At 67.9% G+C, this 12,469-nt stretch carries 14 protein-coding genes; 5 read left to right on the top strand and 9 right to left on the bottom strand.

Going from position 1 to position 12,469, the window contains the following annotated elements; all coding sequences use genetic code 11:
• The 7 genes from AC3A3W_RS03230 to AC3A3W_RS03200 form a co-directional block, all read right to left on the bottom strand.
• A partial coding sequence (locus AC3A3W_RS03230) for a cytochrome P450 (protein ID WP_487440443.1) occupies nucleotides 1–1,076 on the bottom strand: 1,076 nt, incomplete at its 3' end.
• Nucleotides 1,052–1,729, bottom strand: coding sequence for a dethiobiotin synthase (gene bioD / locus AC3A3W_RS03225; RefSeq protein ID WP_487440442.1), 678 nt, complete (start codon nucleotides 1,727–1,729; stop codon nucleotides 1,052–1,054). The genes AC3A3W_RS03230 and bioD, both read right to left, overlap by 25 nt.
• The gene (locus tag AC3A3W_RS03220; protein ID WP_487440444.1) at nucleotides 1,726–2,883 is read right to left on the bottom strand and encodes an 8-amino-7-oxononanoate synthase; all 1,158 of its coding nucleotides are present in this window, start codon (nucleotides 2,881–2,883) and stop codon (nucleotides 1,726–1,728) included. The genes bioD and AC3A3W_RS03220 overlap by 4 nt, the downstream gene beginning before the upstream one ends.
• Before the next feature lie 8 nt (nucleotides 2,884–2,891).
• The gene (locus tag AC3A3W_RS03215) at nucleotides 2,892–4,268 is read right to left on the bottom strand and encodes an adenosylmethionine--8-amino-7-oxononanoate transaminase (protein ID WP_487440441.1); all 1,377 of its coding nucleotides are present in this window, start codon (nucleotides 4,266–4,268) and stop codon (nucleotides 2,892–2,894) included.
• Nucleotides 4,265–4,516 carry a biotin synthase auxiliary protein BsaP gene (gene bsaP, locus AC3A3W_RS03210; protein ID WP_487440440.1) on the bottom strand — a complete coding sequence of 84 codons (252 nt, stop codon included), beginning with the start codon at nucleotides 4,514–4,516 and terminating at the stop codon, nucleotides 4,265–4,267. Before bsaP ends, AC3A3W_RS03215 begins: the two co-directional genes overlap by 4 nt.
• A complete protein-coding gene (gene bioB / locus AC3A3W_RS03205; protein WP_487440439.1) occupies nucleotides 4,513–5,535 on the bottom strand; it encodes a biotin synthase BioB in 1,023 nt (340 codons plus the stop codon). The genes bsaP and bioB overlap by 4 nt, the downstream gene beginning before the upstream one ends.
• A gap of 173 nt (nucleotides 5,536–5,708) precedes the next feature.
• A complete protein-coding gene (locus AC3A3W_RS03200; RefSeq protein ID WP_487440438.1) occupies nucleotides 5,709–6,323 on the bottom strand; it encodes a hypothetical protein in 615 nt (204 codons plus the stop codon).
• 443 nt (nucleotides 6,324–6,766) lie between these two features.
• On the opposite strand from AC3A3W_RS03200, the gene AC3A3W_RS03195 reads away from it, so the two are divergent.
• From AC3A3W_RS03195 to AC3A3W_RS03175, 5 genes are all read left to right on the top strand, one after another.
• Complete coding sequence (locus AC3A3W_RS03195) at nucleotides 6,767–7,468, top strand: LacI family DNA-binding transcriptional regulator (protein ID WP_487440437.1); 702 nt, start codon at nucleotides 6,767–6,769, stop codon at nucleotides 7,466–7,468.
• A gap of 393 nt (nucleotides 7,469–7,861) precedes the next feature.
• Nucleotides 7,862–8,770, top strand: coding sequence for an ABC transporter ATP-binding protein (locus AC3A3W_RS03190; protein WP_487440436.1), 909 nt, complete (start codon nucleotides 7,862–7,864; stop codon nucleotides 8,768–8,770).
• The gene (locus AC3A3W_RS03185) at nucleotides 8,770–9,687 is read left to right on the top strand and encodes an ABC transporter permease (protein ID WP_487440435.1); all 918 of its coding nucleotides are present in this window, start codon (nucleotides 8,770–8,772) and stop codon (nucleotides 9,685–9,687) included. Before AC3A3W_RS03190 ends, AC3A3W_RS03185 begins: the two co-directional genes overlap by 1 nt.
• A 33-nt stretch (nucleotides 9,688–9,720) precedes the next feature.
• Nucleotides 9,721–11,136, top strand: a complete 1,416-nt coding sequence (locus AC3A3W_RS03180; RefSeq protein ID WP_487440434.1) for an LLM class flavin-dependent oxidoreductase — start codon at nucleotides 9,721–9,723, stop codon at nucleotides 11,134–11,136.
• Nucleotides 11,120–11,671, top strand: coding sequence for a flavin reductase family protein (locus AC3A3W_RS03175; RefSeq protein ID WP_487440433.1), 552 nt, complete (start codon nucleotides 11,120–11,122; stop codon nucleotides 11,669–11,671). Before AC3A3W_RS03180 ends, AC3A3W_RS03175 begins: the two co-directional genes overlap by 17 nt.
• Before the next feature lie 34 nt (nucleotides 11,672–11,705).
• On the opposite strand, the gene AC3A3W_RS03170 is transcribed toward AC3A3W_RS03175, so the two are convergent.
• On the bottom strand, nucleotides 11,706–12,023 hold the full coding sequence (locus AC3A3W_RS03170) for a hypothetical protein (RefSeq protein WP_487440432.1): 318 nt from the start codon (nucleotides 12,021–12,023) through the stop codon (nucleotides 11,706–11,708).
• 167 nt (nucleotides 12,024–12,190) lie between these two features.
• Nucleotides 12,191–12,469 (bottom strand): GNAT family N-acetyltransferase (locus AC3A3W_RS03165; protein ID WP_487440431.1); only part of this gene is annotated, 279 nt, incomplete at its 5' end.

Raw genomic sequence — 12,469 nt, 5'->3', positions numbered from 1 at the left:
CCGAGGCACCGGTGGATGCCAGATCCGAAAACCAGTCCGTACGGGGACGGCCTGTCCCGGAGGGGCTGCCCGGACAAGGAGGAGGTTTCGGGACCGGCCGGCGCCGTGATGTGGTTCCCGCTCAGTTCGAGGAGGATCTCGGTGCCGGCAGGAATCGGATCACCGCCAAGCAGGGTGTCCTGCGCGGCCACACGGCGCCACGTGGGGACAGATGATTCGGTGGTGAGCACGTGCCTGACGACGGACCTGGAGCCTTCCTCGGAGGCCGCGTCCTTCCAGTCCTGGGGCGCGGATCCCTGCAGGAGCCGGAACAGGGTGGTGCTGATCAGCTGTGTGGTGGTTTCCTGGCCGGCGATCAGCAGGAAGTAGCCAAGCGAGCACATTTCCGGCGTGGACAGGCCGTGGGCGGACAGCGACTTGAACAGGTTGCGACCGGGTGCGGCCACGGATTCGGCGACGAGTTGGCGCAGCCAGACATAGAAGTCGGCTGCGCTGCGGGCCAGTTCAAGTTGCCGGTCCTCGCCGGGCCAGCCCCAGAACAGCTCCATCGAATCAAGGCCCCACGTCTTGAGGGCTGCCAGGTCCCGGACGGGCAACCCGAGGAGTTCGAGCATGATGACGGCCGGCGGGAACGCCGCCACCGCCTGGACGAGGTCCACGTTGCCGGAACGGGCGAGCTGATCAGCCGCGTTTCCTGCCGCTTCCCGCACGAGTTCCCGGATGCGCGGCTCCATGGCGGCGACCTTCGCCGGGGTGAAATAGCCCGCCACGACTTTCCGGATTCCGGCATGCGTGTCTGTGTCGTTGCTGGCCAGCACCGGCGGCAACGCGAACCCCACGCGCTGCAGCACCCTCAGGGCCGGCCCCGCAAGAGGCGTGACGGCAACCAGGGCATTCGCGGGGCTGAAGTCGGACGGCCGGTGCAGGGCTTCCCGGACCACCTCCGGGTCACGCACCATCAGGTACGGGCACCGGGCCTGGCCGGTGCCTTCCGGCGCTTCCGGGATTTCAGCCAGCAGCTCCGCAGATGCTGCGGCGGGGAACGCCCGGTTCATGCGGGCAGCCCGTTCAGCCATGTGCCTGCTGCGGCACGGAACGTGGCCGGGGAGAGCGCCGCTGCCTGCTCGGGAATGGCGCCGAGGAAAGGCGCGCGCAGCGATCCAAGCACCTGCCGGTTGCTGATGTGTACAAAATCCGGGTTGACGGGCCAGCTGCCGAGCACGACGCCAAAGACCTGAAGGCCCCTGGACTCCAGCGCTTCGAGGGTCAGGTCGGTGTGGTTCAACGTGCCAAGAGCAGGCCGGGCGACGACCACGAAGGGCGCAGCAAGCAGTACCCCGAGGTCCGCCAGGGTGCCGCCGTCGCCGTCCAGCTTCACCAGCAGGCCGCCCGCGCCCTCAACCAGGACGTGGTCGTGGCATGTGGCGAGTCCGCGGACCTTCTCAGCGTGCGCGGCCACGCGGGGGAGCAGCATTCCGTCGACGGCGGCAGCCGCGACCGGGGCCAGCGGCTCCTGCAGGACGACTCCGGTTTGCGCCGTCATGGCGCCGGCGAGCCGGACGATTTCGGCAGCGTCGGAATCGCCGTCAGCGGCGCCCGACTGACACGGTTTGTAAACCGCGACGCTGCGCCCCGTTCCCTGGAGGACGGCGGCGAGGGCCGCCGTCGTCATGGTCTTTCCGACGCCGGTGTCCGTTCCGGTCACCAGCATGATGCTGGGCAGGTTCATGGAAGTTCCTCCAAAATGCTGCGCAGCACCGCGCAGCTGTCTTCGATTTCCCGAGGTGTCAGTGTGGCCCGGGCCGTCAGCCGCAGGCGCGAGACCCCGTCCGGAACGGACGGCGGACGGAAGCAGCCGATCCGGACACCGGCCGCGCGGGCGGCTTCGGCCGCTGCCACGGCAGATTCGGCGGACGGCATGGCGATGGACTGGACGGCGCCCGCCGTCGGGAAGACGGCGGTACCGCGGGCTGCCAGACCCGGGGCGAGTCCCGCGGCAAGCGCCGCAGCGTTGCTGCGGACTGATCCGGCCCGCCACGGCTCGTCCCGGACGATCCGAACCGCGGCGAGGGCTGCTGCGGCGGAGGCGGGCGCCAGCCCGGTGTCGAAGATGAAGCTCCGTGCCCGGTTGATGAGGTGTTCCCGCAGGAGAGGGGCTCCCAGGACCGCTCCGCCCTGGCCGCCCAGGGCCTTGGACAGCGTCGCTGTCACGATCACGTTCGGATGCCCGGCCAAGGCTGTCCCGGCCACCGAACCGCGCCCCTGGAAGTCACCGGTGCCGGTGACGCCGAGGCTGTGCGCCTCGTCCACGAGCAGCACCGCGTCATGCTGCTCGGCCAGGGCCAGCAGGTCCGCGAGCGGGGCTTCGTCGCCCAGCACGCTGTACAGGGATTCGACGGCGATGAGCGCCCGCGGCTCCGTCCGGTGGGCCAATAACTGGCCTACTTCCTCGATGCCGTTGTGCGTGAACGATTCCATACGTGAGCGGCTGAGCCGGAATCCGTCGATCATCGAGGCATGGCACTGTTCATCTGCGACGATCAGCGTCCCGGGCCCGCCGAGCGCGGTAATTACACCGATATTTGCCAGGTACCCGGAGGAGAACACCAGCGCCGTCTCCATGCCGGCCAGGCTGGCGAGCTCCTGCTCGAGGTCCAGGTGCAGCCGGGTGGTTCCGGCCACCAGCCGCGAGGATGTGGCGCCAGTGCCCCACCGCGACGCCGCCGCCGAGGCAGCGTCCGCGAGCCGCGGGTCTGCGGACAGGCCAAGGTAGTCGTTGCTGGCCAGATCGATGAACTGTTCATCGGCGGCGCGGGGGAGCGGGCGGCGGACCAGGCCCCGGCGGTCCCGGACTGCGGCCTGCCGTTGGAGCCACTGGGTCATCGAGGCGCTCATGCCGCCCCTCCCACACTTGTTGGGACGCCCGTCCGTGCCGGGACGCGTTCATGGACTTCGGCGACGGCCGCCGTCATGCCTCCCGTGATCTGTTCAACGTCCGCCGCAGTGCTGATATAAGGGGGCATGGCGTAGACGAGGTTCCGGAAGGGGCGCACCCAGACACCGTGCCGGATGGCAGCGGCAGTGACCGCCGTGACGTCGACGGCGTCGTGCAGCTCAATGACCCCGACGGCGCCGATGGTGCGGACATCACGGACAGCCTCGAGTTCCCGGGCAGGGGCGAGCCCAGATTCCAGGCCGGCAGCGATCCGGCCGACGTCGGCACGCCAGCCGCCGCCGTTGATGATGCCGAGGCTTGCGTTGGCCACCGCACACGCCAGCGGGTTGCCCATGAACGTGGGGCCGTGCAGCAGCGCCCCGGCCTGGCCGCCGGACACGGCCGTGGCTATGTCCGCGGTGCAGAGCATGGCGGCGAGGGTCAGGTACCCGCCGGTCAGGGCCTTGCCCACGCACATGATGTCCGGCACGACGCCGGCATGATCGGCAGCGAACAGCTCGCCCGTGCGTCCAAAACCGGTGGCAATCTCATCGAAAATGAGCAGCAGTCCGTGCCGGTCCGCCTCCACCCGGAGCGCTGCCAGGCATTCGGCGGGGTAGGCGTGCATGCCGCCGGCGCCTTGGAGGAGCGGTTCGAGGATGATCGCGGCCAGCTCACCGGAATGCGCCGCGGTGATGTCCCGGAGCTCAGCTGCCCACGCCTGCACCGTTTCGGGGGTCGCGGAAGCAGCGGCCGGGGGGCGGGGGGCAAACACGTTGCCGGCCAGCAGCCCCGGGAAGGCGGAGTGCATGCCGTCCACGGGATCGCAGACGCCCATCGCCGCAAAGGTGTCGCCGTGGTAGCCGCCGCGAATGCTCAGGAACCGCTGCCTCTGCGGGTGCCCGGACGCGGTCTGGAACTGCACTGCAAGCTTCAGGGCAACTTCGACCGAAACCGAACCGGAGTCTGCCAGGAACACCCGCTCCAGGCGGGACCGGCCGTGCGCGGAGGGCGCCATGTCCACCAGGCGCTCGGCGAGTTCCACGGCCGGGCCGTGGGTGAGGCCGCCGAACATCACGTGGCTGAAGCTGTCCAGTTGGCGCTTCGCGGCGGCGTCCAGCACGGGGTGGCGGTAGCCGTGGATCACCGACCACCACGAGGACATCGCATCTACCACGTCATGCCGCCTGCCGTCGTCCCCGCGGAGCCGCAGCCGCACGCCGTCGGCCGCCTCCACCTCCCACAGCGGAAGGTCCGCGGAAGCGGGTGCGTACGGGTGCCACAGCCGCGCGCGGTCGCGTTGGATCAGCCCCATCGGCGCCTCGCCCTTCATGGGGCAAGCACTCCGTGGCGGGAACATTCCGCCGTCCAGCCCAGCGGCGTGATCTGGACCTTCATGCGCCGCCGGCAGGCGGCGCAGTAGCGCGGCGGCTCCATTGCGAGGCGCTCGGCGCAGCGGCGGTGAGCGTCCGACGTCGGGCCGGCGCCGCCGTCGGACGGCCCGCCGCAGTGCCCGCAAAACTCAGCGGCCGGTGAGCTTGTCGAGACCCCGGTGGTTGAGCTTGTCGAAACCCCGTTCACAGCGACTTCTGGAGTTCCTTGATGGGCATGTTCAGCTCGACCAGCAGGTTGAGGTCGGCCGTGGCGGGGCGTCCCAGGGTGGTGAGGTAGTTGCCCACGATGACCGCGTTGATGCCGCCGAGGAGGCCTTCGCGGGTGCCGAGGTCGCCGAGGGTCAGTTCCCGGCCGCCGGCGTAGCGCAGGACGGTGCGCGGCATGGCGAGCCGGAAGGCGGCGATGGCGCGGAGGGCGTCCTTGCCGTCCATGATGCCCTGGTTTTCGAGCGGGGTCCCGGGCCGCGGGTTCAGGAAGTTCAGCGGAACCTCGTGCGGCTCGAGTGCGGCGAGCTGGGCCGCGAGTTCCGCCCGCTGTTCCAGGGATTCGCCCATGCCGATCAGCGCGCCGCAGCACAGCTCCATGCCTGCGGCCTTGACCATGTTGCAGGTCTCGAGGCGTTCCTCGTAGGTGTGGGTGGTCACCACCTCCGGGAAGTAGCTGCGCGCCGTTTCCAGGTTGTGGTTGTAGCGGTGGACGCCCCACTCTGCCAGCTGGTCGACCTGGCGCTGGGTGAGCATGCCCAGGGAGCAGGCGATGTTGATGTCCACGGCTTCGTTGATGCGGTCGATCGCGAACTTGATCTGGTTCATGAGCTTGATGTCGGGGCCGCGGACCGCTGCGACGATGCAGAACTCCGTGGCACCGGTGGCGGCCGTTTCCTTCGCAGCCTTGACCAGTTCGGGGATGTCGAGCCAGACCCCGCGGACGGGGGAGTCGAAGAGCCCGGACTGGCTGCAGAAGTGGCAGTCCTCGGGACAGCCGCCGGTCTTGATGGAGATGATGCCTTCCACCTCGACGTCCTCGCCGCAGTGGCGCAGCCGGACCTCGTGGGCGAGCTGCAGCGCCGCGGGGATGGCTTCATCCGGTAGGCGCAGGACGTCTTCCAGCTGGTCCTGCGTCAGGCCCCGGCCCTCCTCGAGGACCTGTCTGCGGGCGGTTTCGAGGATTTCGTAATGTGCAGGGAGTGCTGCCTGAATCGTCATTGATGGTCCTTTGCGCTGGCTGGCTGCGGATATGCCTCACAGCAGACGCTAGTTTCCCCATGACGACGTGATTTTGTGGAGTGTCTACAAACGGACGGCCCGGGCTTTGGCGGCAGGGAGTCAGCAGCCCCGCAGCGGCCCGCCCCATCCCGGGCGCGTCCCCACGGCCCGCCTTATGTTGGCAGCCGATTCGGGCCGCCGAGCCAGTAGAGCGCGACGTCGACATCTCTGGCAGTCCAGGTGTGCCCCTGTCGCTTCGCGATCAACCGCAGATCTTCCACGAACTCCATGTAGCGCTTGTACCTGCCGGGCGCCGCGGAGAGCGTACGACCCAAAGACTCCAGCCCGGCGTTGGCGCGCCGATCGTACACTGCCATCCGCAGAGGTGCTGCTGCCAGCAGAAGAGCTGACGCGAAGGCGTCTCCCTTTTCGAAGCCAGGCAAGGGCGACAGCGCGCCCCGACCGGCAGAAGCCGCTTTGGGTACGGAGAGCGAGAGGTCGTTCACGGCAGACACAGCCCCCTCCGTCACCGCCCGCACTTCCAGATCCTGCATTTTCATCAGGTCTCGGACCCACGGCGTATCCGCACGGAGCCGTTTCCAGAAAAGCAAGGCCCCCATATCGGCCTTGCCGATGCTGGCGCTCGCCTGAATTCGATCAGCGACTTCGGTGAGCACCTCGTCGTATGCAGGCGAGGTTGCTGCCATATAGGCGGTGTGGGCTGCGTGTAGCGTTTCCCAGACCTGCGAGTCGTCCATAGCGCGAGGTGTTTCGTCCTGCATATCCATAGTTTGAAGAATGCCACCCGGACCAAGACCTCTGGTGAAGCTATGGTGAACAGTTCAGCAGAGACAAGGGGTCGGTACGGCTGCCGCTTGTGGAAACGATCGTCGTTGAGGTTTCGGCAGACGTGCCGTGGTCGGACAGTCTTTCCGCTGTGCAGGGGCGCCGTGTGCACTTCCGCGACCCCTTAGCTGCCCGCAGCGCCTCGTCGAGCCCAAGGTGGCACACCACCAATTCGGGTGGGCCGGCCCGCGCATTTGGCGGCTTCCCCAAGGTTTTCAGAACCCCGCCGGCGCACCATGGACTCTGTTCGACGGACAGCTAGATGTGCAGGCTTGGAGGAAGTCATGGCCGCCCGGACACCCTGGTACTACAGCCACATACCTGCCGCCGCGGGCATCTTCCTGCCCGAACCATCACAGGCCACCCACGCAATGGCGACTGAGCAATGAAAAACGGATCAAACCCGACTATTCGTGATGTTGCCGTCAGGGCCAGGGTTTCGCTGACCACGGTGTCCTATGTGCTGTCCGGACGGCACGGCGGCACGACAAGGATCAGCAAAGCCACCCACGACCGTGTGCTTGCTGCCGCAGCCGAGCTCGGCTACGTGCCGAACCAGGCGGCCCGCGGGATGCGCCTGGGCCGGACAGACCGGGTGGCCATTGCCATCGGAGACCTGGAATGGCCGCCAGACCGGGCGCTGGCCGCGGCGGCTGCGGCCATCCTTCCGAAGCACGGCTACCAGGCAGTCATCATCCTGGGCAGCGCCTGGCGGCAGTTCATGCTTTCCGGCGGCGCGGACGGAATCATTGTGGGTGCCCTGCCGCCCCATGCCGCGGACGACGAAACCGTCAGCGAACTCGCCCGGCGCGGGGTCGCGCAGGTGATCATTTCGTCGGTCATGCAGCCCGCCGGCTTTGACGTCCTGGTTCCCGGTGTCGCGGACCCCGCAGCATCTGCCGCGGGGGCGGAGTCGATTTCCGAAGTGGCCGTGGGCATGCTCGTGGACCGGCTGGTCGGAAATGCGCCCGCACACGGTGTGCGGGTGGCCGCGCCAAGGAGGCTGACGATGCGCGGCGCCTCCCTCGACGCTTACCGCGAGACGCCTTCGACGGACGGTGCCTTCTCGCGCATCGCCCGCACCTAAGCGCGGACTGGTTTTCGGCCAGGGCCCGGCGTAACAATCGGAAGGCCGGCGCGGATTTTCCTGCCCAGCACCTTGCCGGGATGCCTTGTGACGTTTGCCGTCACACGCCGTAGCGTTCATTAACGCCCGCGACCCAATGGCACGGCACACGGCAGGAATCGCCTTCTCCAGCATTGGACACGTCGCCATGTGAACCGCCTCTTACGGCCTGTTGCGCCGTATGACCGGCCGGCGGCCGCACGGCAGGGGCCCGCCCGGGCCCGGCGCATTACGTCCGGTTTCCCCCCGTGAACCGGGCCCTTCAGGCCCGGATTCAACTCTGCTCTGATGGGGGACACGAGCCAACCACCGGCAATACGACGAACCAGACGACCTGCTGAAGGGAACCCAGCCATGACCTCCGGTACCGGCCCCACACCGAAAATCAGCCTGCAGAACATCACCAAGAAATTCACCGTCAGGCCAACGAAGGAGAATCCCGAAGGGTCCGTCCTGACGGCCCTGGACGGTATTTCCCTGGACGTTTCCGCCGGGGAATTCATCACCCTCGTTGGCCCGAGCGGCTCAGGCAAAACCACGCTCCTCGACCTCCTTGCCGGGCTGACCAAACCGGACACCGGCAGGGTCCTCGTGGACGGCAGGGAGGTCACCGGACCGGGCCGGGACCGCGCCGTCGTTTTCCAGCAGTATGCGCTCTTCCCCTGGCGCACCGCCGCCGCGAATGTCTCCTTCGGCCTCGAAGGCCCGGGCAGCGACGGGAAGCGCCTCAGCCGGAGGGAACGCGCCCGCAAAGCCAGCGAGTACCTGGAGCTCGTGGGCCTGGGCGGTTTTGAGGACCGGTACCCCCATGAGCTGTCCGGCGGAATGAAGCAGCGGGTGGCGATTGCCCGCAGCCTGGCCTATGAGCCGGACGTCCTGCTCATGGACGAGCCCTTTGCGGCGCTGGACGCCCAGACACGCGAGCAACTCCAGGAGGAACTGCTGCGCATCTGGGCCACCACGGGCAAGACCATCATCTTCATCACCCACGGCATTGACGAAGCCGTCTACCTGGGGCAGCGCGTCGCCGTTCTCAGCTCCCGGCCGGGCCGGCTCAAACAGATTGTGGATATCGACCTTGGCGACCGCTCCGGGGACGAGGACGTCCGCTCCAACGCGGCGTTCGTCGAGCACCGGCACCAGGTCTGGTCGCTCCTGCACGACGAGGTCCGGCGCGCACAGCAGGCCGGCCACGCGAAGATCCAGCCGGACGGTTCGGCCCCTGACGAAGCACCGGTCCTCTCCACCGGAAAGGCAGCATGATGAGCACCCCGACCCTGACCAAAAACCAGCAGACCCTGACCGAGACCGCGGCCCCGCCCGCCACCGCCGCTGCCGATCAAGGGAACGAGCCGGTTGCCCGGACGCCCAAGGCCGGTGCCGCACGGCTTCGTTCCGGCGCCCGGCTCGCGGGGCGCGGCATCTGGGGTTCCGGCGCCATCATCCTGTTCCTGCTGCTGTGGGAACTCGGCCCCACCTACCTGGCACCCGCCTCCACCCGGGTGTTCCTCCCGCCACTGCATGTGGTGCTCGAAGCCCTGGCATCACTCGTCGAAAAGGGCCAGCTGCAGAGCCACCTGGCGGCGAGCCTGAGCCGCTCGGCCAGCGGCTTTGGCATCGCCGTGGTGGCCGCCGTGGCCCTGGGCCTGCTGGTTGCCTGGTACCGGTCCCTCGACAGCTTCCTGAATCCGCTCCTCGAAGTCTTCCGGAACACCGCCGCCCTGGCGCTGCTCCCGGTCTTCACGCTGCTGCTCGGCATCGGGGAAACCTCGAAGATCAGCATCGTGGCCTACGCGGCGTTCTTCCCCGTGCTGCTGAACACGATCGCGGGCGTCCGGACGGTGGACCCGCTGCTCGTCCGGGCTGCCCGCTCGCTGGGGCTGTCCAATTTCCAGCTCTTCCAGAAGGTCATCCTGCCATCAGCGGTGCCCACCATCTTCACCGGAATCCGGATGGCCGGAACATCGTCCATCCTCGTCCTCATCGCGGCCGAGATGGTCGGAGCCAAGGCGGGCCTTGGATACCTGATCGTGAACTCGCAAATGAGTTTCCTCATCCCGGACATGTATGCGGGAATCCTGACTGTTTCGCTGCTCGGCCTCCTGGTGAACTACCTGCTCGTCGCCGTCGAACGCCATTTTTCCCGCTGGCGCACCGCCGTCGGATCGCAAGCCGCCTAGCGGCGCCCACCCCACACACTAAGGAACCAAGCAATGACTGCATCCAAGCGCGAAGCAGCCGACGGCGGACGCCGGCTGCACCTGAACGCCTTCCTCATGTCCACGGGACACCACGAGGCATCGTGGCGGCTGCCCGAGACTGACAGTTTTGCGGGCACGCAGCTGGCGCACTTCCAGCAGCTGGCGCGGACGGCCGAACGGGGAACGTTCGATTCGATCTTCTTCGCCGACTCGCCCGTGCTGCACGGCGACGTGCGCCAGCGCCCGTACGGCACGCTCGAACCGACGCTGCTGCTGAGTGCCATCGCCGCCGTCACGGAGCGGATCGGGCTGATCGCCACGGCGTCCACCACATACAACGATCCCTACAACCTCGCCCGGCGCTTCGCCTCGCTGGACCACATCAGCGGCGGGCGGGCCGGCTGGAACGTGGTGACCACCGCCGGTGAAGCCGCGGCGCGGAACTTCTCGCTGGAGGACCAGCCGGCGCACTGGCGGCGCTATGAGCGGGCCGCCGAATTCCTGGACGTGGCGCGGAAGCTCTGGGACAGCTGGGAGGACGGCGCCCCCGTCGGAGACAAGGCCGCCGGGCTCTGGGCAGACAGTTTCCGCGTCCACACAGTGAACCACGCCGGCCGCTACTTCCGGATCCAGGGACCCCTGGACGTGCCCCGCCCGCCGCAGGGCCATCCGCTCATCGTTCAGGCCGGCTCCTCGGAGGACGGCAAGGACTTCGCAGCCCGGTACGCCGACGCCGTCTTCACCGCGCAGCAGACCCTCCCGGAAGCCCAGCGGTTCTACGCTGACCTGAAAAAGAAGACTGCCGCCGTCGGACGGGATCCCGAGACCATCAAGGTCTTGCCGGGCATCGTCCCCATCATCGGATCCACGGAGCAGGAAGCCCGCCGCCTGGAACAGCGGCTCGACGAGCTCATCCACCCCGAGCACGCACGGAAGCAGCTGGCAAGCGTCCTGAGGGTCTCCCCGGAATCCCTCCCGCTGGACGCACAGCTGCCGGAGGACCTCCCCTCGGAGGACGCCATCGAGGGGGCCAAGAGCAGGTACACGCTGATCGTGGACCTTGCCCGGCGGGAACGCCTTACCGTGCGCCAGCTCATCGGACGGCTCGGCGGTGGCCGCGGACACCGGACGTTCTCAGGCACGCCCGAACAGGTTGCCGATGCGATCCAGGGCTGGTTCGAGAAAGGAGCAGCGGACGGCTTCAACATCATGCCGCCCGTGCTTCCGTCCGGACTGGACGCATTCGTGGACCACGTTGTCCCCATCCTGCGCGCCCGGGGCCTCTTCCGCCGCAGCTACTCCGGGACGACGCTGCGTGAGCACTATGGCCTGGCCCGGCCGGAGAACGCGTATGCGGAGACCGCGTTTGCGCAAAATACAGACTTATCAGACCCGACGAGAAGAGAACTCCTTGTATCTGAACCGTGAGCTATATCTGAACCGTGAGCCGGTGACCGGCGTGCTGGACCGTGACCTGGATCCGGCCGCCCTGCGGGAAGCCTTCGGGCACGTCCCGTCAGGCGTGGCGGCGCTGTGCACGCTCGTGGACGGGGCGCCGCAGGGACTTGTTGCATCCACCTTCACCGTGGGTGTCTCGCTGGATCCGCCGCTGGCGATGTTTGCCGTGCAGAACGTGTCCAGGACCTGGCCGCTGGTCCGGGCCGGCGGCCGGATCGGGGTCTCGGTCCTCGCTGCCTCGCAAAGCGGCGTGTGCCGGCAGATTGCGTCGAAGTCTGCGGACCGTTTTGCCGGCGTGGAGCTCACCGCCACAAAGCCCGGAGCCGTTTTCCTGAACGACGCCGGGCTCTGGCTGGACTGCTCAGTGGAGAGCGAAGTCCCGGCAGGCGATCACACGGTTGTCCTGCTCCGTGTCCACGGGACCTCCGTACGGAACAACAGCGGCGATCCGCTCATTTTCCAGGGTTCGGAGTTCCGGAGCCTGGAGGTTCCGAGCTACGTGTGACCGCTGCTGCCGTCACCGGCAGGTTGCGCAAGTGTCAGCTGGCGATGGCGTAGTCGCGGACGGCGGCCTCATCCATCGTGAAGCCGCACTGGCAGCGATAGGTGACCGGCTGCTCCGCCGGTGCTTGCTGGGCCAAGGAAAGCCCGTCCACCTGCAGGGGCTGGCGCGGGGAAACCTCACGCGGGTCCACCAGCTCCATGGGCCTGCGGCAGTGCACGCGGGAGCTGAAGGTGGCCATCAGCCCGGTATCAAGGGCCGACAGCGTCTCATCACCAAGGCCGGCGGCAGCGCCGGCCCAGCTCGCCCGCGTAGTCTTCTTCGTTTCGTCCGGGCGTTCGTTCAGGGTAATCATGTTCATTCCTTTGGGCTTTTCACGGGACTGCCGGTTTTGGCGGGCCCCGCCGCGAACTGCTTGCGGGAGTAATGCTTACCCGGTAAGCAAAGCATGCTTACTATTCGCTGCGCAAAACGCTGCGCAAAAAGCGGCGCCACTCGGCAGGCCGCGAAAAGACCCCGGGGCTAGGCGAAGTCGATCCGCATCACGGCGCGCCGGGGCGAGGGCCGGCTGACCTCCGAGAACCCGGCATCGGCGAAAATGCCGCCGCTGCCGACGTAGAGCTCGCCCCAGGAATAATCCTGGCCGGGCTGCGTAACGATCGGGTAGCCCTCAATGGCCCGGGCGCCGCGCTCGCGGGCGAATTCGACGGCGGCGCGGGCCAGCGCCCGGCTGACGCCGCGGCGCCGGAAGCCGGGGCGGGTGACAAAGCAGGTCACGGACCAGACGGCGTCGTCCGTCCT

Source organism: Arthrobacter sp. Soil_N43 (assembly GCF_057655195.1).
This window is presented reverse-complemented; position numbering and strand designations above follow the sequence as displayed.